The 21,363-nt window shown below is 53.8% G+C and carries 19 protein-coding genes; 8 read left to right on the forward strand and 11 right to left on the reverse strand.

Annotation, left to right across the window (positions count from 1 at the left end):
* Together BM258_RS12410 and BM258_RS12415 are read right to left on the reverse strand one after the other, a co-directional pair.
* On the reverse strand, positions 1-826 hold an 826-nt coding region (locus BM258_RS12410; protein WP_455423302.1), incomplete at its 3' end, for a mannitol dehydrogenase family protein.
* A gap of 72 nt (positions 827-898) precedes the next feature.
* Positions 899-2,437 carry a UxaA family hydrolase gene (locus BM258_RS12415; RefSeq protein WP_090072732.1) on the reverse strand — a complete coding sequence of 513 codons (1,539 nt, stop codon included), beginning with the start codon at positions 2,435-2,437 and terminating at the stop codon, positions 899-901.
* Between the two features lie 667 nt (positions 2,438-3,104).
* Here BM258_RS12415 and BM258_RS12420 point away from each other — a divergent pair.
* Together BM258_RS12420 and BM258_RS12425 are read left to right on the forward strand one after the other, a co-directional pair.
* Positions 3,105-5,348, forward strand: a complete 2,244-nt coding sequence (locus BM258_RS12420; RefSeq protein ID WP_090072734.1) for a calcium-binding protein — start codon at positions 3,105-3,107, stop codon at positions 5,346-5,348.
* A gap of 287 nt (positions 5,349-5,635) precedes the next feature.
* On the forward strand, positions 5,636-6,613 hold the full coding sequence (locus BM258_RS12425; RefSeq protein WP_090072735.1) for a Gfo/Idh/MocA family protein: 978 nt from the start codon (positions 5,636-5,638) through the stop codon (positions 6,611-6,613).
* A 131-nt stretch (positions 6,614-6,744) separates the two neighbouring features.
* Here BM258_RS12425 and kduI read toward each other — a convergent pair whose 3' ends face one another.
* The 9 genes from kduI to BM258_RS12470 all read right to left on the reverse strand — a co-directional run bounded on the left by kduI (position 6,745) and on the right by BM258_RS12470 (position 15,227).
* Complete coding sequence (gene kduI, locus BM258_RS12430; protein WP_090072737.1) at positions 6,745-7,587, reverse strand: 5-dehydro-4-deoxy-D-glucuronate isomerase; 843 nt, start codon at positions 7,585-7,587, stop codon at positions 6,745-6,747.
* 374 nt (positions 7,588-7,961) lie between these two features.
* Positions 7,962-8,438: a NanQ anomerase/TabA/YiaL family protein gene (locus tag BM258_RS12435; RefSeq protein WP_090072739.1), complete on the reverse strand. Its 477-nt coding sequence runs from the start codon at positions 8,436-8,438 to the stop codon at positions 7,962-7,964.
* A gap of 99 nt (positions 8,439-8,537) precedes the next feature.
* Positions 8,538-9,491 carry a C-terminal binding protein gene (locus BM258_RS12440; protein WP_090072740.1) on the reverse strand — a complete coding sequence of 318 codons (954 nt, stop codon included), beginning with the start codon at positions 9,489-9,491 and terminating at the stop codon, positions 8,538-8,540.
* Between the two features lie 33 nt (positions 9,492-9,524).
* On the reverse strand, positions 9,525-10,283 hold the full coding sequence (locus BM258_RS12445) for an SDR family NAD(P)-dependent oxidoreductase (protein ID WP_090072742.1): 759 nt from the start codon (positions 10,281-10,283) through the stop codon (positions 9,525-9,527).
* A 21-nt stretch (positions 10,284-10,304) separates the two neighbouring features.
* On the reverse strand, positions 10,305-11,327 hold the full coding sequence (locus tag BM258_RS12450) for a zinc-dependent alcohol dehydrogenase (protein ID WP_090072743.1): 1,023 nt from the start codon (positions 11,325-11,327) through the stop codon (positions 10,305-10,307).
* A 159-nt stretch (positions 11,328-11,486) separates the two neighbouring features.
* Positions 11,487-12,794, reverse strand: coding sequence for a TRAP transporter large permease (locus tag BM258_RS12455; RefSeq protein WP_210186737.1), 1,308 nt, complete (start codon positions 12,792-12,794; stop codon positions 11,487-11,489).
* Positions 12,795-12,798: 4 nt separating this feature from the next.
* Entirely contained in the window at positions 12,799-13,308 is a 510-nt protein-coding gene (locus BM258_RS12460; protein ID WP_090072745.1) for a TRAP transporter small permease, read from the reverse strand.
* Between the two features lie 79 nt (positions 13,309-13,387).
* Positions 13,388-14,380, reverse strand: a complete 993-nt coding sequence (locus BM258_RS12465; RefSeq protein ID WP_090072747.1) for a TRAP transporter substrate-binding protein — start codon at positions 14,378-14,380, stop codon at positions 13,388-13,390.
* A gap of 79 nt (positions 14,381-14,459) precedes the next feature.
* Positions 14,460-15,227: a GntR family transcriptional regulator gene (locus BM258_RS12470; protein ID WP_090072748.1), complete on the reverse strand. Its 768-nt coding sequence runs from the start codon at positions 15,225-15,227 to the stop codon at positions 14,460-14,462.
* A 590-nt stretch (positions 15,228-15,817) separates the two neighbouring features.
* On the opposite strand from BM258_RS12470, the gene nanR reads away from it, so the two are divergent.
* From nanR to BM258_RS12500, 6 genes are all read left to right on the forward strand, one after another.
* Positions 15,818-16,513 (forward strand): transcriptional regulator NanR, encoded by a 696-nt coding sequence (nanR, locus tag BM258_RS12475; protein WP_090072750.1) that lies wholly within the window; start codon positions 15,818-15,820, stop codon positions 16,511-16,513.
* Positions 16,514-16,702: 189 nt separating this feature from the next.
* Positions 16,703-17,677 (forward strand): sialic acid TRAP transporter substrate-binding protein SiaP, encoded by a 975-nt coding sequence (locus tag BM258_RS12480; protein WP_090072751.1) that lies wholly within the window; start codon positions 16,703-16,705, stop codon positions 17,675-17,677.
* A gap of 64 nt (positions 17,678-17,741) precedes the next feature.
* Positions 17,742-18,281: a TRAP transporter small permease gene (locus BM258_RS12485; RefSeq protein WP_090072754.1), complete on the forward strand. Its 540-nt coding sequence runs from the start codon at positions 17,742-17,744 to the stop codon at positions 18,279-18,281.
* On the forward strand, positions 18,281-19,552 hold the full coding sequence (locus BM258_RS12490) for a TRAP transporter large permease (RefSeq protein WP_090072756.1): 1,272 nt from the start codon (positions 18,281-18,283) through the stop codon (positions 19,550-19,552). Before BM258_RS12485 ends, BM258_RS12490 begins: the two co-directional genes overlap by 1 nt.
* 92 nt (positions 19,553-19,644) lie before the next feature.
* A complete protein-coding gene (locus BM258_RS12495) occupies positions 19,645-20,541 on the forward strand; it encodes an N-acetylneuraminate lyase (protein WP_090072757.1) in 897 nt (298 codons plus the stop codon).
* Positions 20,534-21,340, forward strand: coding sequence for an SDR family oxidoreductase (locus tag BM258_RS12500; RefSeq protein WP_090072759.1), 807 nt, complete (start codon positions 20,534-20,536; stop codon positions 21,338-21,340). The genes BM258_RS12495 and BM258_RS12500 overlap by 8 nt, the downstream gene beginning before the upstream one ends.
* Positions 21,341-21,363: the final 23 nt, after the last annotated feature.

The raw sequence follows: 21,363 nt of genomic DNA on the forward strand, positions 1-21,363 counted from the left end.
CATTTGGCACGATCACCGTGCCCGCATCCTTCTCCGCCATCGGCAGGCAAAGATCAGGCTTGCCTTCGCGCTGTTCAATGACAAGGAAGTGGAACAGTTCGCCGGTTACCATCAGAGGATCAAGATAGCCCAGTTCCTTCTCGATATCGGCGGCTTCATCACGCGGATAGCCCGGCACGATGCGGTCAACCAGCGTGTTGAAGAAGGCATTCTTGCTTTCCAACCAGCTCATGAAATCTGCACCCAGATCCCAGTCCTTGGCATGCTGATGCACGCATTTTTCCAGCTCATCGGCATTGTGGTCGATCAACTCGCACGGCAGGAAGTGGAAGCCCGGAGCATCGACGCCGCCGCATGTGTTGAAGCGTTCCAGCAGCAGACGGGTCACCTTGGCCGGATAGGAAGCCGGTGGCGTGTCCGTTGCCTTGCAATCGGCATTGTAAACGATGCCGGCTTCGGTGGTGTTGGAGACCACGGCCACAAAGTCGGTGTTACGAGCCAGCGCCAGAACCTCGTCCCACTGTTTGACAGCATTCAGTTCACGACGAACGGCTGAGATGAGGCGGGCATCAGACACAGCCTCTCCATCCGGGCCAACGCCACGGGAGAGAACCGTGTAAACACCATCGCTGTCATTGAGCGAAATCGGCACACCGCCATCAATCGGGCGGACAATGACGACGCCATAGTCGCTGCCGCAATCTTCATTCATGCGATCGATTTTCCAATCCATGAAGGCTCTCAGGAAGTTGCCCTCACCAAACTGGATGATCCGTTCTGTCGGACGAGCCCGGCCTGCAAGATTGCTCTCATTCACGCGTTGCATATTCAGTATCCTTCTGAATTCTTCTACTTGATAGGCTTTCGGCGCCCCTCTGGGGCACCGAAGAGGCGGTTCTTACATCACCGCGCCGATATGCCAGGGAATAAACTCGTTATCGCCAAGGCCGAGGGCTTCCGATTTGGTCGGCGCACCTGAGGCAACCTTGAGGATCTCTTCCACGATCTCGGCACCCTTCTGCTCCAATGTCACGCCTTCAGAGAGGATGTCACCGCAGTTGATGTCCATGTCATCCGGCATGGAAGCGAACAGATGATCGTTGGAAGCCACCTTGATGGTCGGGGCTGGCTTGGAGCCATAGGCAGAGCCGCGCCCGGTGGTGAAGATGATCATATGCGCGCCGCCTGCAATCTGGCCGGTACCGCAAACCGGGTCATAGCCCGGGGTATCCATGAAGACGAAGCCATGCTCGGTCACACGTTCGGCATAATCATAGACAGCCGTCAGCGGAGCAGAGCCAGACTTGGCCGTTGCACCAAGAGATTTTTCCAGAATGGTGGTCAGGCCGCCAGCCTTGTTACCCGGGCTCGGGTTGTTGTCGAGGCTACCCTTATGCATCTCAACATAGTCTTCCCACCAGTGGATCTGGGAGACCAGCTTGTCACCCACTTCCTTGCTCACGGCACGACGCAGAAGAAGCTGCTCAGCGCCATAAATCTCAGAAGTTTCGGACAGGATCGAAGTTGCCCCAAGACCAACAAGCATATCGGAGGCCACGCCAAGAGCCGGGTTGGCGGTGATGCCAGAGAATCCATCGGATGCACCACACTGCAGAGCGATCTTCAGTTCCGAGGCCGGGCACTCTTCACGCTTGGCCTTGTTCAGCTCAGGCAGCAGTTCGCGCACCTTGGCCTTTACGGCATCGATGGTTTTGCGCGTGCCGCCCTCTTCCTGAATGGTCATTGAGATGAAGCGATCCATCAAGCTCTGGTTCGGATCGTCGAAATTCTCGCGCATCTTGGAAATCTGCATGACTTCACAGCCTAGGCCGATGAACAGGGCCATACCCACATTCGGATGGGTCGCATGCCCCCAGAGAACCTTGTCGAGAATCTCGAAGCCAAGACCCTTGTTGTTCATGCCGCAGCCGGATTCATGGGTGAAGATCGCAACACCGTCAACATTCTCATAGGCGTCGAACGCGCCTTCAATTTGCAGCTCCTGAGCGGCGCGATGCACAACTGTAGAAGAGCAGTTCACCGTGGAGCACAAGGCGACATAGTTACGCGTGCCGATTGTGCCGTTGGCACGTTTATAGCCCATGAAGGTACGGGCTTCCAGATTGGGGACAGCAGCTTTAGCCGCTTCATAATCGCAACCGATCTCGTAATTCTGACCATGGTCAGAGAAGGCACAGTTGTGAGAATGCACATGCTCGCCAGCTCCAATCGGCTGGGTAGCGCGGCCGATGATCTGGCCGAACTTGATGATCGCTTCGCCCTGTTCATGTGCCTTGCGAGCAATCTTGTGCCCCGGCATGATGTTGCTCTCAAGCGGCGCACCAAGCTCAAGGGGATCTTCACCCTTTTTCGCTCCATGAGGCAATACCGCTATCGTGTCCATTGGGTTCAAAACAATCGGTGGTCTCTTGCTCATTCTCCCGCAGCCCTTTCGTAAATTCATTGCCCGCGTCTCGCGTTTTGGCCGGCTTTTAGTCGATTTAGACTGGTCCTACACCGCCAACGCATCGCATATCGAGCCGATTTTCGTCACGAAGAAGCAATTTCAGGCGTAAAACCGACCATCAGACGCATCCTTAATTCATCCTATGAATATCGGTTTTCTTATGATTTTGTCAAGAATATTTGCCTTGAAATCCCTGAAAATTACGAAAACATCCAATGTATAGCAGGTCTATTTTTAGGTGATTTTGATGGCTTCTAGACGCGCGTGCGTCTTTCCGCTCACTGACAACCGATGCCTCATAGCAAGCAAAAGACAATACGACCAAATAAAACCGGAATGACTGACAAGCCGTTTCATAGTATCTCACGAACGAGAAGACAATGCCTGCCCCAAATGATATACACAATAACACTTAGACCACAAATGAAAGACAAGTAATTAATATCAATGGCATTTTATTATTTCATAAAAATTGCAAATAGTGCAATCTGATCATTTACATTTTAGATATATTCCAATTTTCGAAGCTGGATGTTAATTTCATTACCAACAATAATTCAAAAGCAACTTTTAAAACAATACAACACGCTAGGCAGCATTTTTGCCTTCAAGCAGCAACGATACCGAAGGATTTTTCATGGCTCAGGGCACCATCTTTGCATCCAACACAGGCATTAGGCAGTGGCTTCAGGTTTTCGACGAGAACGGAGACGCACCCGTCAACACGCCCACACGCGTTTCCATCGAAAACTTTGACGGATCTTTGACCACTTTGAACGGCACTGGTTTTACGTTCGACGCTCAGGACTACCTGACCGGAGGGACGCTGACTTCTGTTCAATACACCAATGCCAATGGCAGCACCGTCTATGCAACGATCAGCGGATTTTCTCTCCCCTTCTCGCAATGGGGCAGTGTGTCCGAGCTTGACGCTCTGTTTGAAATCATCTTGAGCGGCTCAGATACCTTGAACATTGAGGCTGTAGGCACTGATGCCGAACCATTTGAACTGGATGGTTATAACGGCAATGACACACTCAATGGTGGCTCCGGCGCAGACAAGATGTGGGGCGATTCTGGTGCAGATATCCTCAATGGCAACGGCGGTGACGATATACTCATCGGCGGTCAGGGCAATGACACCCTGAATGGGGGTGCCGGTTTCGATCAGGTCTATTATAACAATCACTATCAATATGGCGGCACCAATGCCATCACCGTCAGCATTCAGAACGGAACCATCAACGACGCCTATAACAATGTCGATACCTTCACGGGCATCGAATCCTTCCGCGGAACAAGGTATGACGACACCTTCATTGGCGCCAACCAGGACTATGCCCGTTATCAGGGACTGGCCGGCAACGACACCTTCCAGGGTGGTTCCGGTTATGATGCCCTAGATTATCGCAAGGATGCTTTCAATGAGGACGAGAACGGCCTCACAGGAACCTCCGGCGTTACCGTCAACCTCATAACCGGCAAGGCAATCGATGGCTTTGGAGACACAGACACGCTCTCCAGCATTGAAGAAGTCCGCGGCACCGATTATGCCGACACTCTCATTGGTGCCGCCGCCGGCGAACGCCTGCGCGGCGAAGATGGCGACGACACCCTTCGGGGCAATGGTGGAGATGACGTCCTAGAAGGTGGCAATGGCGCAGACAGGCTGATTGGCGGCGCCGGCATTGACATTATGACCGGCAACAATGGCGACGACATCTATTATGTCAATGCTTATGGCGACACGGTAAATGAAGTGGCATTTCAGGGCATAGATCTGGTTATCAGTTCTTCCAACTACAATCTGAAAGCCAACAGCCAGTATATCGAGAATATAACCCTGACGGGCAATGCTAATCTCAATAGCACCGGCAACATGCAAGCCAACACCATGACCGGCAACTCGGGCAACAACACCCTGAGAGGCCTCGTAGGTAACGACACCCTTATCGGTAAGGGCGGTGCTGATGTGCTCATTGGCAATCAGGGCAATGATACGCTGATCGGCAATCTCGGCAATGATACGCTTAACGGTGGCCTCGGCCTTGATACCATGTCGGGCAATCTTGGCAATGACACCTACTATGTCGATGCGTACGGAGACAAGATCAATGAAGCCGCCAATCAAGGCGTCGATCAGGTCTTCAGTTCGTCAAACTACAATCTCAAGGCCAACAGCCAGCATATCGAGAATATTACGCTGATCGGCAAAGGCAACATCAACAGCACCGGCAACATGCAAGACAATAAGATGGTCGGAAACATGGGCAATAACACGCTCAACGGTCTTGCTGGCAACGACACCCTCATAGGCAAGGGCGGAGCAGATACCCTCAACGGCCACATTGGCAATGATACACTCAGCGGCAATCTGGGCAACGATAAGCTCTTTGGTGGCAACGGGGCTGATAAACTCTACGGCCATCAAGGTGCAGACATCCTGAACGGGGGCAACGGCAATGATATCCTCAACGGGGGCGTAGGAAACGACACTCTCTATGCGGCATCCGGCGCAGACAGATTGATCGGCAGCCTCGGCGCAGACTCCATGTATGCTGGCGTGGATAATGGCGTTGACACATTTATTTTCAACTCCATCAACGACAGTAAAGTTGGCGATGCCCTGCATGACACGATCTACGGCTTCGATAACGGGGAAGATAAGATTGATCTCTCCGGCATCGACGCCGACAGCGCCACGGGAGCCAATGATGCTTTTGCTTTCACCGGCACCACAGCAACGGCAAATTCTGTCTGGTATGAAAACGACGGTTCCGACATCATGCTCTATGCGGATGTGAATGGAGACACCACGGCAGACTTTGAAGTGCGCCTGGTCGACACCAGTGCCCTTACAGCTGCAGATATCACCCTTTAATGAAGGGCCCAGCCTTACAGCCCGGCGCGCATTCTGCCTGCCGGGCTGCAATCAACACACAATCTGACGGCTCACCGACTTATTCAAGCAAGCCCGCAAGAACCTCCCTATCAGCTTTGCGCAGGCTCCAACTGCATACCGAGCTGGGCATAGCCTTTGCCGCGCACAAGCCACCCCCATTCATTGCGATTAGCCAGCGGTTCTGATTGCGCCTCTCTCAGTTGCCGGTATATCCTTGCGGCATCGCTGTCTTGCGAAAATGAAGGCGGCAAACAACAGGAGGTGATATGTCAGTGCAAGATCAAAAACTGGTTCGTTGGGGCATTCTTGGCTGCGGTGATGTCACCGAGAAAAAGAGCGGCCCAGCGCTGCAAAAGACCGAGAGATCAGAGCTTTGCTGCGTCATGCGACGCGATCCTGATAAGGCCGCCGACTATGCCAAGCGGCACGGGGTGGCTAACTGGACGGCGGATGCGGACGCACTCATTCAAAACCCTGATCTGACAGCCATCTATATCGCGACACCGCCTCACACGCACGCCGATTATGCCATTCGCGCCATGCGAGCGGGCAAGGATGTTCTGGTCGAAAAGCCCATGGCGCTCACGCCGCAAGAATGCCGAACCATGGAGGCGATTGCCAAGGAAACCGGGCGCAAACTCTGCGTTGCCTACTATCGGCGCGCGCTGCCACGGTTTGAAAAACTGCGTCAGATCGCCAAAGACGGCACAATCGGTGCCCTGCGCATGATTGAAGTACGCCAATTGATGCGTGCCGAGGATGGCCCCGGGCATCATTGGAAAACCGATCCGGCCATCAATGGCGGCGGTCTGTTCGTCGACATGCAATCGCACACGCTCGACTGGCTAACCTATTTGTTTGGTACGCCAGCCTCTGTCGCTGGCCTTACCAAAACACAAGGGCAAAACACCAAGGCCGAAGATCTGGTGACCTTCATGCTGGATTATGGAGCCTTTCCAGCGATCGGCCTCTGCGCTTACGCGTCAGGAGAAAATGAGGAACGGGTTACGCTTCATGGCGAAAAGGGTGTGGCCAGCATGCGATTCTTTGCCCCCTCTCCCATCTCACTCACCATCGAGGGCACGGAGCAACTGATCGAGCTTGAAGACCCTCAGCATGTGCACCAGCCCTTCATTGAGCGCGTCGTAGCGCATTTTCTTGATAGCGCCCCCAATCCCTGCTCCCCAGCCGAGGGCATTAGAGTCTCCGAGTTGACCGAGGCGATTTTGAAGGGAACGCACTAAGCCTCCCGTCCTCTTGATAGACAAAACCCGCCCCAACAAACAAAACCCGCAAAGGCGCCAGCAGCGCCCTTGCGGGTTGAAAGATGAGAACGGGCCGCCTTTTAGCAAAGGCAGCCCGTCTAATTTTCAGATCAGCGCAGTTCGTTGATCGGAATGACGTCCATGTCATCAAAGGTCTGGTTCTCACCACCCATTGCCCAGATGAAGGTATAGGCGCAGGTGCCGCAACCAGCATGAATGCTCCAGGACGGGCTGATCACAGCGTCACCGTTATGCATCATGAGATGGCGGGTCTGATCGCCCTCACCCATCATATGGAACACGGCCTGATCTTCAGGCAGGTTGAAATAGGTGTAGATCTCCATGCGACGCTCATGGGTGTGCGCTGGCATGGTGTTCCAGACATTGCCCGGCTCCAACTGGGTCAGGCCCATGGACAGCTGGCAGGTTTCCAGAACGTCCGGATGGATGAACTGGTTGATGACGCGCTTGTTGCAGTTTTCCTGATCGCCCAGCGGAACCTTCTTGGCATCGGCGATTTTGAGGAAGGTGGTCTTGCAGGATTTATGCGCCGGAGCGCTGACCATGTAGAATTTCGCCGGGTTAGACCCGTCAGCGCTCTGGAAGGTCACTTCCTTGGTGCCGCGCGTGATATAGAGGCAATCCTGGAAATCGAGCGTATAGCTGACTCCATCAGCAACAATGGTGCCGGTATTACCGAGATTGAAAATACCGATTTCACGCCGTTCCAGAATATAGTCGGTGCCGAATGTCTTCATGCATTCGATGCCTTTGTCCAGAGGAACGGTTTCGCTAACAGGCATGCAGCCGAAGGTGACCATGCGGTCGACATGGCTGTAGACGGCCTGAATGGTATCGGCAACATAAAGATTAGTGATCTTGAATTCTTCGGCGACCTCTTCCGTGGTCATCCGTTTGAAGTGTTTCTGATTAACGGAATAGCGGATATCCATTAGGCATCTCCTTTGCGTGTTCGCTCAAATCGGTATGGTCATCTACCAGTTGGTAACAACGAAAATGAATCCATACATCCATTCATACTCTTCATATTTCCTGCGCCAAGAGAAAAGTCGCATTTAATTGTCCTGTTTTCGACAATCAACAACTCTCAAGGAGTGAAACCGTCATCAAACCGGCAGCAATCCTGCTGCATTTGCGACACCCACACGGGCCGTTTTCTCTCTTGCCAGCACTTCCACCCGAACTCTTCTCTTGTTGCAGGGACACTCAAGGCCTCATGCCATCAAGCCTGATCCACCGGTCATGATGGCTGGTTTGACGAACAGAGGCTTCGGGCGCCAAGAGCGTTCAGCACAATGGGCCAACCTCAGGCCTTGGCCGGCTCCATTGCAATCTTGACCACAATCTTTCGGACCTGAGATGCTTCTCCTGCCGAGCAGCCTGGGCGATGCACATCCCACGGATAAAAGACTGCATAGGTCCCCTCGGACATTGCCAGCATGCTTTCTTCTTTCAGTCCGTCGAGGAAATAGACATCATTCTGTTCGAGCAGATCCTCGACCACATTCGGGGCCTTGGAAAGGGCTGTCGTTCCGATCAGTTCCGTACCCTTGGCGACATACTGAATATCGATGTAGCGTTTATGCGCTTCGGGTCTGGCTTCATCCTTCGGCTTGGGCTCGTAATCCTGCACCATGGCAAACATCCGGTCCCCGTCGATTTCATTACGCCCTTCGGGCAACGCTACCAAATCGGTTTCTGCGAGGAAACGAAGCCCCTCAAGGATGGTCTGAGGCAGCGTCGAAGCAACCTCGGACAAGTTATCAAGTCGACCATATATCACAAGACCAGTCTCCTAACTGTTTGACGGTCCGGCCACTTGGGGCCGGACCGTGCGGGGTGATTGACACTCTACCGGTCAGAGGGAGGATAAATCAGGCTCTTAGAGCTGATTGACCGGGTAATGAACAGGTTCACCCTTAGCAAACCGCACAGCTTCCTCAGCAACCTTGCGCTTGAGTTCAGCAGAGGACTCTTCTGAATAATAAGCCATGTGCGGGGTAATAAAGACATTGTCCATATCCAGAAGGCGCGATGTCTTGTCGATTGGCTCGGCAGAAATGCAATCCAGCCCGGCGCCACCAAGGGCTCCGGCTTCCAGCTGGACAGCCAACGCTTCTTCATCAATGATGCCGCCACGGGCGGTATTGATAAGGATGGCACCCTGCTTCATGCTTTTGAGCTTGTCGGCATCGATCAGATTCCGCGTCTCATCGGATAGAGGGCAATGAACAGAGACAACGTCGCTCTTGCTCAGCAACTCTTCCAGGCTAACCTGCTTGACGCCGGGGATCTTGGTTTCAAGATCTGTTCTATTCAGATCATGAACCAGAACTTCCTTGCAGAGCGGCAGAGCCTTCTTGGCGAACAGTCCGCCAATGCGGCCAACACCCAAAACGCCAACGGTCATTTCGGAAATCCGACGGATCGGGGCCATCTTGCGGAAGTCCCACTCGCGATTGCGGGTGTGGCTGACAGTGGCCGGGATCTTCCGGATCAGCGCCATCATCAGAGCAAGAGCATGGTCGGACACTTCATGCATGCCATAATCAGGCACGTTGCAAACCTGCACGCCATGACGGGTTGCCGCTTCAAGATCGACATTGTCGACACCAACGCCATACCGCACGATCTGCTTGACTTCCGGCAGAGCCGTGAAGACGCGGTCATCAAACTTGCCATACTGGTTGAGAATGATGTTACCGCCCTTGCATTGTGCGATCACCTCATCCTCGGTACGAGCGGCCATATGGGTAAAATCCAGACCGGCCTCAGCGAGCACATCTTTTTCGATCTGCATCGACTCGTGGTCACAATCAGATACGATGACTTTCATAAGCTTATCTTTCACTTTCAAAATGCGGCGCGATTAGCGGCCCAGATATCCGCCGTCGACGGGGATGATGGTGCCATTCACATAGTCGGAAGCCCCAGAGGCAAGGAACAGCAGCGGCCCCTTCATGTCATCCGGCGTGCCCCAACGATGGGTCGGGATGCGCGCAGAAATCTCGGCATTCCGGCCTTCATCAGCCAGCAGAGCCGTATTCATGTCGGTTGCCATGTAACCCGGAGCCAGTGCGTTGATGCAGATGCCTTGGCTGGCCCATTCATTCGAAAGCGCCTTGGTCAACTGGGCAATGCCGCCCTTGCTGGCCGCATAGGCCGGAACGGTATAGCCACCAAAGAAGCTCAGCAGCGACGCGATGTTGACGATCTTACCACGCCCTTTTGGCAGCATCACGCGGGCAGCCCGCTGGCAGAGATCGAAGACAGCAGTCAAGTTGACTTCCAGAACGGCATTCCAGTCATCAAGCGGAAATTCCTCGCTCTTGTGACGCTTCTGCACGCCCGCTGCGGTGACCAGAATATCCAGATCGCCGCCCAATGCTTCGAGCGCCTTGTTAAAGCCCTCTTCGCGGGCCTTGGCGTCTGCCAGATCCACGGTCAGACCATGGCAGGTAAATCCGCGATCACAAAATTCTTTGGCCACATCATGCACGCTGGCACCCGAGCCAAAGATGACCACTTCAACACCGGCTTCAAGAAGCACTTCGGCCATACCTTTGCCAAGCCCGCGCGTACCGCCCGTTACAATGGCTTTCTGACCTTTTACGTCATATGGGTTCATAATTTAGTCTTTCTGAATTTCTTATGCCTGACAATCGACGAGAACCTTGACCGTGTTGACGGCCGGATCTGCGATCATGTCGAAGATGCCTTCGGATTCGGAGAGCGGAACAATCTGGGTCACCACTTTTTCAAGGTCTTCGGCAATGGTCTGCGCATAGGCAACAGACATTTCGAATTCCTGCTTGGTGTAGACGCGTGAGCCGATCAGGAGCTGTTCCTTGAAGTTCATGTCGCGCAAATCAACCGGACGTTCTTCCTTGTGAATGCCAGTCATGCAGATGGTGCCACCGATACGGCAAAGCTTGGTCATTTCAGCTGCCGAGCTTGGAGCGCCGGAACATTCGAACACGATGTCCACGCCTTCTTCGTTGGTGGTCTCGTTGATATAGTCAACAAGATTGGTGTCTCTCACATTGACAGTTTCCAGACCAAGATCCTTGCAGACGTCAAGGCGGGCCTGATCAACATCGGAAATAACAATGCGGGATGCACCGGAATGCTTGAGAACGATGGCCGTCAAAACGCCAATCGGACCGGCGCCAGTGACAACCGTAGAATTCAGCACATCAAAACGGGCCTGATGCAGAGAGCGCACAACGACGGCCAGAGGCTCGACCAGAGCGGCAATCTTGTCGGTCATCGTGTCAGGAACCTTGAACAGTACATCTTCATCGACCCATGCACAGTCAGCCATGCCACCGTCCTTGTCGATACCGATGAGCTTCAGGCTCTTGCAGACATGCGGATGGCCGGTGCGGCATGCAAGGCATTCACCACAGGACAAAAGCGGATAGGCAACTACGCGGTCTCCCGGAGCAAAGCGCCCGGACCCATCCTGAATTTCCTCGATGGTACCAACAAATTCGTGCCCAAGCACCAGTGGCGCCGTTGCGCGCGGATGTTTGCCTGCAAAAATGCCGATATCGGTGCCGCAAACACCACAATAGTGCATCTTGATTTTGGCAGCTCCGCTGCGTCCTTCGGGCACAGGAACGTCTTGAACTTCCACCTTATGCGGGGCCGTATATACTAGAGCTTTCATTTTGTTTCTCCTTCATGAGGCGACCTCATTGGAGCGTTGCCGCCCGGTGAGCTGTCGCCTGCCTGACCTTTGCGCCAGCGAGGGCGGAAAGGTCAAAACTCTCCTGTTGCCGAGCAAAGATGCTCGGCAATTCCATTTTCTACACCTTGCTTGCGATGATCAATTCATCAGGCCTGCCAGACGAGGCAGAGCGAGTGAAATTTCCGGTACGAATGTGACAACCATCAACAAACAGCACAGGATCAGGAAGTAAGGCAACATCGGTTTGACAACCTGCTCGATCTTCAAATCCGCTATTCGACAGCCGACAAAAAGAATGGGTCCAACCGGCGGCGTAATCGTACCGATGCAGAGGTTGAAGACCATCAACACACCGAAATGCACCACATCAAAACCAAGAGACATGGCAATCGGCAGGAAGATCGGAGCGAAAATCAGGATCGCAGGGGTCGGATCCATCACGCAGCCCAGCAGCAGCATCACGAAGTTCATGATGATCATGATCAGGATCGGGCTGTCGGTAATGCTCAGAAGCGAGTCCGCAATGATGTTCGGGATTTTGGCAAAAGCCATGATCCAGCCCATGATGGCAGAAACACCGATCATGAAGATGATCATGGATGTTGTCTTGACGGTCGCCAACAGGAAGCGCGGGATCATGTTGACCGTGATGGTGCGATATAGGAACGACAGGATCGTTACATACACAACAGCAATACAGCTGGCTTCCGTCGGCGTGAAGATACCAGAGATGATACCACCAACCACAACGAAGATCAGGAACAGGGATGGAACCGCATCAACAGTGATCTTCACATTGTCTTTGAAGCTGCCCAGCTTTTCGGATTTATATCCGGCTTTGCGCGCAAAGAACATGGCAGGGATCATGCAACCCAATCCCCACAGAATGCCCGGACCGTAACCGGCAACGAACAGAGCGGCAACAGATGCGCCACCACTGGCGAGCGAGTAGATGATGAAAGTGTTGCTGGGTGGGATAAGCATGCCCGCAGGCGCAGAAGCAATATTGGCGGCCGCCGCGACATTGGGATCATAGCCCTCGTTCTTCTGCTGCGGACCAATCGCGCCACCAATAGCAGCAGCAGCGGCAACCCCTGAGCCACTGATCGCGCCAAACAGCATGTTGGCCACGATGTTGGTCTGGATGAGAGCCCCGGGGATAAACCAGATGACCGCCTTGGCGAAGTTGATCAACCTTTGGGCGATACCTCCGTTGGTCATGATAATCCCGGCCAGAACGAAGAAGGGAATGGCCAGCAGGGAGAATGAATTGATTCCGGCAAAAACACGCTGGGCTGCGGTAATTGCCATCCGATCGAAACCGAAGATGGTGGTCATGGCCGCCACGGAACCAATCCCCATGGCGATACTGATCGGCACACCAATTGCGAGAAGAATTGGTATGGAAATGAGCATAATTAGGCCGATATCGGCTGCGTTTGCCACTGGGTCAGCCCTCCATCTTGCTGGATTGGTCCTTGCCCAATGCGGTCAAGGATTTGAAATCGTTCCAGATATTGTAGAAACAATAGAAAACAGAGAAGGCGCCACTCAATGGAAGAGCCAGATAGATCTGCCCTGTTCTGATGACCGGAATTGCCGCATTTGTCTGACGCATCGTCCGGTTGACAGCATCAACACCCCCGATAAGCAGAATGGAGGTGACAAACCCGAGGATCAAAAGACTGATGATGATCTGGAAAATCAGTTGTTTTCTGGCAGACATCATGTCGAGGCCGATCTCGATGGCCATATGCCCTTTTTCACCGAACAGCAAAGCTGCTCCCAAAAGAACGAACCAGACAAACATGATTTTGGAGAGCTCTTCGGAGAATGCCCCGGAGCTATTGAAGAAAAAGCGCCCCACAACCTGCCAGGTTACAGCAACCACCAGAAGACCGCACAGGATTATGCAGCTCGTAGCCAGAATGCGATCAGCCCAGCGCTTAATAGCATGCATTGAAACTTCCTCCTTCGCCCTTGAATGAGGACCGGATGCAAGCACCCGGCCTCTCTTGGCTTTGGAACCTTGCTACAGATTATTCACCGTGGATCTGGCTATAGATCTTCTTGGTAACGTCACTGCTCAGTTTCTTTTCAGTAAGAGGCTTCACAGCATCTCTGAAGGACTGCAGATCAACCTGGTTGAACTTGGCACCGGCTTTCTCAGCGTCGGCTTTTGCAACAGCAACAGCTTCAGCGAAGGACTCATATTCATAGTCGACAGCTTTTGGCAGTTCTTCAGCAAAGATCTGTTTCACATCGTCCGGCAGATCATTGTAGATGTCAGCGCTCATGATGAGATAGTCTGGCATCATCAGGTGCTGGGTATAGGAATAGTATGGTGCGATTTCGCTGTGTTTCAGGGAAGAGTAGACGATTTCGTTGTTTTCGCCACCGTCAAGAACACCGGTCTGAATAGCGGTGTAAACTTCGCCCTGCCCCATTGCGATACCGTTACCACCCATCAGGTTCATCATTTCGATGTTGGTATCGGACTGCATAACGCGGATTTTATCGCCGCCCATATCAGCAGGTTTCTCAACCGGACCGGACTTGCGGTAAACGTTGCGAACGCCGCCATGGAAGGCAGCCAGAACAACGATACCCTGATCTTCAACAGAATGATAAAGATCACCCACGATTGCAGGATCGTTCACAACCTGACGCTGCTGTTCAACACTGTCGAACATGTAAGGCAGGTTGAAGATAACGAAATCAGGGTTCCAGCTTTCCAGAAGACTTGCAGCAGCCAGCGACATGGCGATGGTGCCGGTCTGGGTCATCTCGATGGCTTCTTTCTGAGCGCCGAGCAATTCGTTGGGATAAACCTCAACTTTATACTCGCCGTTTGTACGCTCAGCCAGAGCCTCGCCGAATTTCTGCATGGCCTTGAACTGCGGATGGGATTCCGGCTGGTTGAAGGCAACCTGAAATACGGTTTCAGCCATAACAGGGGTTGCGCCATAAACAGCCGAAAGAGCGAGCGCCCCCACACCTGCGACCGCAGCAATAGCACTATAATGTTTCATAACTTCCTCCATTTGTAGATCAAACACATGTAGATCCAACGCGGCGGCAACCCCTCTTAAATCCATAAGGAAGCTGCCCCTAATTCAGCGAAGTGGTTTCTCTCCGCCATCTATCGAGGACTTGTTCCAAGTCCCCTGTAAAGTAGCTCGGGTTGCGATCTCGGATCTCGCTCAGATCCTCGGCACTCAGGCCGGCAAGATGCAACCGCATGGCCTCCGCAGCGCGGTCTTCATCATGAGCAGCAATCGCCTCGACAATATCGGCGTGCTCCTGCAACACCCGCTCCATACGCAAAGGCTGCTGAATGGTCAGAAGCCGGTAGCGGTCAACATGAAGCTTGATCCGATCGATGATCGTCCAGATTCCCGGGTATCCTCCCGCCAAAGCGATCGCGTGATGAAGATCTTCATCCGTTGCGTAGAATTTCTCGTAGTCTTCCGCTTCCTTATGCTCCTGCTGGGCAATGATAAGCGCGCGCATTCTTGCAATGTCGCTGCCCTTGGCCAGCTGAACGGCGGCTTTCGTCGTCACCTGCTCCAGAGCAGCTCTTGCCACTTGAGATTCCAAAACATCAGCAATGGGGATTTTCGCAACCGAAGTGCCCGATTTCGGCACGATGTCGACCAACCGTTCCTCCGCAAGGCGCAGCAGCGCTTCGCGAATGGGGGTGCGGCTGACCCCGTGTTCCAAAGCGATCTCTTTCTCACTGATCGCTTCTCCGGGGAGACGCTGCATTGAAACGATTTCGGTGCGTAGCCGGCGATGCACAATCTGCGTTGTCGTCAACGCGCGATGATTGCCACCTGCCGCCATAGTTCCTCCACCAACAGCCAGACTGCTGATCATTGTTATCTCCTCTTCGGTATATCTCATATATCTTGTATACAAGTTTGTAAAGGCCGATTCTCCTTCGGCTCATTGAACGCAAAATGTCCGCGAAACTTGCACCCAAGCATGTCAGTAAGAACCACAAGGGTAGCAAAAAGACCCCCAGCCCAAAGACACACGCTATTCGCGCACAGCCTAGTGGCAACAAAATCGCCACATCAAACACTTACCACTATTTATCAGCAAATTTAACTATTCTAGTACATCTGGCATACATGCCCCTTATTCAGCGCTGCTCCTGCACAAACCAAGTGTAACCACTTACAAAATCACTCAATAAACAAGTTGGGGAAATGTCTTCGCCTTCACAGAGCATTTTCCTCTCCCGCCTCCCGCGGCCCTCAGAGAAAGGAGAATTGAAAAACAAACGATTGAATTAATTGGTCTAATTTTATCCATTTCCATATAGAAAAAATCCGATCAAAGACCGCAGTGTCTCCCCAGTTCAGCTATCCAGACCATCAAATTCCCTCCGTCTGAAAAACAGGCCCTGCTTGTCATCAAGATTCTGTTTGACGCCACTGGTATAACAGGTTAACAGTTATACCATGAAACTATCCTTGCGCAGAAAATTGTCGGACGAGGTCCGCATCAAACTGGAAGAGCTCATCAGGGACGAGATTTATCCTGAGGGCAGCTCCTTGCCTTCTGAACGCGAGTTGATGGAGATGTTCGATGTCGGACGCCCATCCATTCGCGAAGCCCTTTTCGGGCTGGAGAGAATGGGCCTCATCAAGATCAAGATGGGAGAGAAGGCGCGTGTCACGCGCCCGACCCCGCAGGCCTTGCTGTCATCTCTGTCAGGAGTCGCCAACATCCTGCTGGATTCCTCCGAAGGTGTTCAGAATTTCGAGCAGGCTCGTATTTTCCTTGAAGGGGCCGTCGCCCGCTATGCGGCAGAAAACGCAACCGGAGCCCAGATAGAAGCACTGGAAGAGGCGTTGAGGCAGAATGAACAGACCATCATGAAGCCGCGCGCCTTTGCCATCACCGACGTCGCCTTCCATCGCTTGCTGACCAGCATTCCGGACAATCCCATTTTCATGGCGATGCATGATGCGCTCGTCGACTGGATGATCAACCAGCGCCCGCTGCCCAAGGATGAAGGCATTTCCAACACCAAGAGTTTCGAAGGCCATGTGGCAATTTTCAACGCGATCAGGGACCGCAAGCCCATCGACGCCATGATGGCCATGGAAGAACATCTCAAGGATGTTCAGAAGCGATATCAGGAATTCGGTTAGGAGGACCATTTCCCTCGCCAGAGCGCTTGGAACGCAAGGCGGGAGGATATCGAACGAAGGACCACGCGAGGCCGGATGACTTTCGGCCTGCTTGAAAATCAGGAGAAATGCAAAAAGCGATCTGGATGCCCCATCCGGTTCGCGCCCCGAAAGGGAAAAAATACTCAGACATGATTAAGGGAGGAACCTATGAAACATGTACTGACTTGCCTGGCGGTTGCCGGCATGCTCGTCGCTGGCCCTGCGCTGGCTCAGGATACGCGCACGCTCTCATTTGGCATGCAAGGGACGCCGGGCGACCCACAATATCAAGGCGTCATGGAGGCCGCCAAGGTATTGGAGGAAGAATCCAACGGCCGCCTCAAACTTGAGGTGTTCCCCAATTCGCAGCTCGGCACCTTTACCGAAATGATGGAACAGGTCACGCTGGGTGATCTCGATTTCACACTGAACCCGTTTGGCGGTATGGACCCATGGGTCTCGCGCGCCGTGATCGCCAGTACCGCCTATGTGGTCAAGGATTTCGATCATCTGCAGAAAATTCTGGCATCGGATTGGGGACAGGGCGTTCTGGAAGAAATGCGCACGGAGAACGGTTGGAGGACCGTTGATTCCTGGTATTTCGGCACCCGCGAAACCACATCCAACAAGCCCATCACGAAACTGGAAGACTTTAAGGGCATGAAGCTGCGCGTGCCAAATTCCGCGCCTCAGCTTCAATGGGCAAAAGCCATGGGTGCCAGCCCGACCCCTGTTGCCTTTGCAGAGGTCTATCTGGCCCTGCAAACCAATCAGGTTGACGGACAGGAAAACCCGCTCCCGATCATCGACGCCATGAAATTCATGGAAGTGCAGAGCAACATCACCCTGACCAACCATCTGGTTCAGGATCAGCTCGTGCTGATGTCAGAGGAAACATGGAAAGATCTGTCTGAAGAAGACCAGAAGATCGTCATGGATGCCTTCAAGGCCGGCGGTTTGGTCAACAATAAGGTGGTCAAGGATAACGAAGCCGCCCTGCTGAGCAAGTTCGAAGACAATGGCGCCAAGGTCAATCGCCCAGAACTGGCTCCTTTCCGAGCAGCCATGGAACCATCCTACAAGGAACTCGACAGCAAGTTCGGCGAGGGAATTGTCGAAAAACTCTCCAGTCTGGCTGACTGACCCCTCCTCCACTCATGCGCCTCGCAATTCCTCTTTGCGGGGTGCGCTTTGGAAGGCTTTGTCCATGAAATCGTCATTTCTATATCAGCGTCTTCTCAGATTTGAGGAGACCATCGGGATCGTGCTGTCCATTTTTGTCTTCGGCGCCATCGCGCTCCAGGTGATTACCCGATTTGTCTTTCACGCCCCGCTCTTCTGGACAGAAGAAGCCGCCCGCTATCTGTTTGTCTGGATGGTGGCCATGGGGGCCGCAGAATGCGTCCGCAGCCGCTCGCACATCTCAATGGATGTGTTCGTGCTCATGCTGCCAGACCGCCTGCGCATCCTCTTGCGCACGCTTTTGAATATGGTGGTGGTCGCCGCTCTGCTGATGCTGGTCTGGTATGGCTATTTCGGCATGCTGCGCGCCAATCGCGTGGTGTCCGTCACCTTGGGTGTTTCCGAAGCTTTCCTCTATGGCGCCTTGCCCGTCGGTGCGGCCCTGATGGCCTTTCGCATGGTCATCGTCATTATCGAGAATATACGCTTTTTGATCACCGGTCAGTCATCCCCTGACAACAAGGACACGATCCTTGTGCAGGATTCCCGAGAAAGGTCGCTATAATGTTCTATGTTTTTGGTGGCTGGTTCGGACTGCTCTTTGCGGGAATGCCGGTCGGCTTTACCCTGATTGTCGCCTCACTGGCCTATATGCTCCTGGAAGGGCGCGGCATCAATTTCGCAGCCCAGCGGATGGTGGCCGGTCTCAACAGTTTTCCGTTGCTGGCCATTCCCTTCTTCATCCTCACCGCTCAGTTGATGAACACGGCAGGTGTCACAGAACGAATCTTCCGTTTTGCCAAGGCCCTCGTCGGTCATGTGTCCGGTGGACTTGGCCATGTCAACATTCTCGCCTCCCTGCTCTTCTCTGGCATGTCAGGCTCGGCAGTTGCCGATGCGGCGGGATTGGGCCAGCTTGAAATCAAGGCCATGCGCGATGCCGGTTATGATGCCAAATTTGCCGGTTCGGTAACAGCGGCTTCCGCCATCATCGGCCCATTGGTCCCCCCATCCGTGCCGCTTGTTGTTTATGGCGTGATATCCAACACCTCCATTGGTGGCCTATTCCTTGGCGGAATAGTCCCCGGCGTGCTCTGCGCACTGGTGCTGATGATCATGGTCTATACCATTGCCAAGATCCGCCACTACCCGAAGGATGAAAAGGCTTCCTGCCGCGAGGTCGCTATCAGCTTCAGCCGCGCGGTTGTGCCGCTTCTTACGCCTCTGATCATCGTGGGCGGCATCTTTGCCGGAATTTTCTCTCCCACCGAAGCAGCCGTGGTCGCTGCCAGCTATGCCCTTCTTCTGGGAACCGTCGTCTATCGCGAGCTGACATGGGCCAAACTGTTCGAGGTATTGCGCGATACGCTCAACCACACGGCTTCAGTCGGCCTTTTGATGATGGGCGTCAATCTGTTCGGCTATGTGCTCGCCAAGGAACAGATCCCGCAACATGTGGCCCAGTTCTTCCTTGATTTCTCCAGCAACCCGCTAACCTTCCTGCTGATCGTCAACCTGCTGCTACTGTTTCTGGGTACCTTCATCGAAGTTTTGGCCATTCTGCTGCTGATTGTTCCGGTGCTGGTAACCGCCGCCATGAGCTATGGCATCGACCCGATCCATTTCGGCGTTCTGGTTATTCTCAACCTGATGATCGGCATCCTGACCCCACCCATGGGCGTGGCGTTGTTTGTGGTGTCCAAGGTGGGCAACATCCCCTTCGGCAAACTGGCAATCGGCATCCTGCCATTCCTCATCCCTCTTTTCGGACTTCTGGCCCTGCTGACCCTAGTTCCCTCTCTGGTCACCTTCATTCCCCATCTGCTGATGGGCTAAGGGCTGGCGGCCAACGCTTCACATAGTTCCCGGGCAGGCCCTGTCCCGCCCGGCTCCCCGAACAACAAACGAGACAATGAATCGATACGATCATGGACACATTCAAAGGAATCTTTGCCGCTCTGCTGACCCCGTTCAACGAGGATGAGAGCGTGAATTATGAAGCCCTCGAACAGCTTGTCAGCTTTGTGCGCAAGCAGGGCCTGCAGGGCATCTATGTCGGAGGCAGTTCTGGCGAAGCGATGCTTCAGCCCCATGATGAGCGCGTCGCATGCCTTGAAAAGGCAGCCGAGGCTGCTGAAGGCAAGCTAACCCTGATTGCCCATGTGGGCACCATCGCAACGAAAGAAGCCATCGCGCTGGCTGATGCCGCTGCCAAAGCAGGCTATCAGGCCATTTCGGCCATCACCCCCTATTATTACGGCTTCTCGCGCGAAGAGGTTCTGGCCCACTATCTGGCCCTGGCCGACGCGTCAAGCCTACCACTCATCATCTATAATTTCCCTGCCCGTACTGCCAGCTTCTCCACCAAAGAACTGACGGAACTGTTGGCGCATCCCAACATCATTGGCATCAAGCATACCTCGTCAGACATGTATCAGCTTGAACGGCTCAAAACCTTCTGCCCGGATGCCCTGCTCTTTAATGGCTATGATGAAATGTGCCTTGCAGGCCTTGCCAGCGGAGCGGACGGCGCCATTGGCACCACCTACAACTTCATGGGCGATCTCTTCGTCGCGCTCAGAGAGTTCACCCTCAGTGGCAACATCGCAGAAGCCCGCAAGCTGCAGGCCATTGCCAACCGCGCAATCGATGCTCTCATCGAAGTGGGCGTCATGCCCGGCTCTAAGGAAGCCCTTGAGATCATGGGTATCCCCGCCGGTGTATCCCGTCGCCCCTTCCGCCCGCTGACAAAGGATGATCGCGCCCTCATGAAAGAAGCCATTCTGCCTATCATCGAATGGAGAGAGGCGCAAAAGAATGCCTAGCCGCATTGAAAGCCTGTTTGACTTGCGGGGTAAAAGCGCCCTTGTCACAGGCGGCGCAGCAAATATCGGCTTCGCAGCGGCGAACATTCTCGCCGCTGCAGGGGCCTCTGTTGCTATTTCCTCGCGCAGCATAAGTCGCGCCGAAGAAGCTTGCGACAAGCTCCGTGCCGAACATGGCAACAACTGCCTGGCTTTGGAGCTGGATCATACGGAACCTGAATCCATCGACGCGGCAGCCAGCGCCTTCTTCAACTGGTGCCCGGCTTGTGACATCCTCATCAACAATGCAGGTGGCGGGGTCGGTGCGTCGATTGCCAAATTGTTCGAACGTACGCCTTCCGATATCCGTGCCATGATTGATAGCAACCTGACGGGGCCTCTGCTCTGCTGCCGTGCCTTTGGCAAAAGCATGGCCGATCAGGGTCACGGCAAGATCATCAATTTCGGCTCCATTGCCGCCATTGTCGGGCGGGACAGGCGCATCTATGAGCCGGCGGGTATGCTCGGTCAGCCAGTTGACTATGCCGCAGCCAAGGGAGGCATTCTCGCCATGACCCGCGATCTGGCTGGCTATCTCGGCCCGATGGGGGTGAATGTCAATGCCATCTCCCCCGGTGGCATTGAGCGCAACCATCACCCCGCGTTTATCTCGGGCTATAGCGATCTCACACCACTAGGGCGTATGGGGAAGGAACCGGACGATCTGGAAGGGGCTATTCTCTTCCTCGCCTCCTCCGCCTCGGACTATGTCCACGGACATAATCTGGTGGTGGACGGTGGCTTCTCTGTCTGGAAGTGACAGGCCACTTCACCGCGCAATCA

Source organism: Cohaesibacter marisflavi (assembly GCF_900115225.1).
GTDB classification, from domain to species: Bacteria; Pseudomonadota; Alphaproteobacteria; order Rhizobiales; family Cohaesibacteraceae; genus Cohaesibacter; species Cohaesibacter marisflavi.

Excerpts from the sequence above, each read along its gene's own strand:
- BM258_RS12425 (WP_090072735.1), top strand. The coding sequence starts at position 5,636 with ATGTCAGTGCAAGATCAAAAACTGGTTCGTTGGGGCATTCTTGGCTGC.
- BM258_RS12420 (WP_090072734.1), top strand. The coding sequence starts at position 3,105 with ATGGCTCAGGGCACCATCTTTGCATCCAACACAGGCATTAGGCAGTGG.
- BM258_RS12480 (WP_090072751.1), top strand. The coding sequence starts at position 16,703 with ATGAAACATGTACTGACTTGCCTGGCGGTTGCCGGCATGCTCGTCGCT.
- BM258_RS12445 (WP_090072742.1), bottom strand. The coding sequence starts at position 10,283 with ATGAACCCATATGACGTAAAAGGTCAGAAAGCCATTGTAACGGGCGGT.
- nanR (WP_090072750.1), top strand. The coding sequence starts at position 15,818 with ATGAAACTATCCTTGCGCAGAAAATTGTCGGACGAGGTCCGCATCAAA.
- BM258_RS12495 (WP_090072757.1), top strand. The coding sequence starts at position 19,645 with ATGGACACATTCAAAGGAATCTTTGCCGCTCTGCTGACCCCGTTCAAC.
- BM258_RS12415 (WP_090072732.1), bottom strand. The coding sequence starts at position 2,437 with ATGAGCAAGAGACCACCGATTGTTTTGAACCCAATGGACACGATAGCG.
- BM258_RS12440 (WP_090072740.1), bottom strand. The coding sequence starts at position 9,491 with ATGAAAGTCATCGTATCTGATTGTGACCACGAGTCGATGCAGATCGAA.
- BM258_RS12500 (WP_090072759.1), top strand. The coding sequence starts at position 20,534 with ATGCCTAGCCGCATTGAAAGCCTGTTTGACTTGCGGGGTAAAAGCGCC.
- BM258_RS12470 (WP_090072748.1), bottom strand. The coding sequence starts at position 15,227 with ATGATCAGCAGTCTGGCTGTTGGTGGAGGAACTATGGCGGCAGGTGGC.
- BM258_RS12460 (WP_090072745.1), bottom strand. The coding sequence starts at position 13,308 with ATGCATGCTATTAAGCGCTGGGCTGATCGCATTCTGGCTACGAGCTGC.
- BM258_RS12450 (WP_090072743.1), bottom strand. The coding sequence starts at position 11,327 with ATGAAAGCTCTAGTATATACGGCCCCGCATAAGGTGGAAGTTCAAGAC.
- kduI (WP_090072737.1), bottom strand. The coding sequence starts at position 7,587 with ATGGATATCCGCTATTCCGTTAATCAGAAACACTTCAAACGGATGACC.
- BM258_RS12490 (WP_090072756.1), top strand. The coding sequence starts at position 18,281 with ATGTTCTATGTTTTTGGTGGCTGGTTCGGACTGCTCTTTGCGGGAATG.
- BM258_RS12485 (WP_090072754.1), top strand. The coding sequence starts at position 17,742 with ATGAAATCGTCATTTCTATATCAGCGTCTTCTCAGATTTGAGGAGACC.
- BM258_RS12465 (WP_090072747.1), bottom strand. The coding sequence starts at position 14,380 with ATGAAACATTATAGTGCTATTGCTGCGGTCGCAGGTGTGGGGGCGCTC.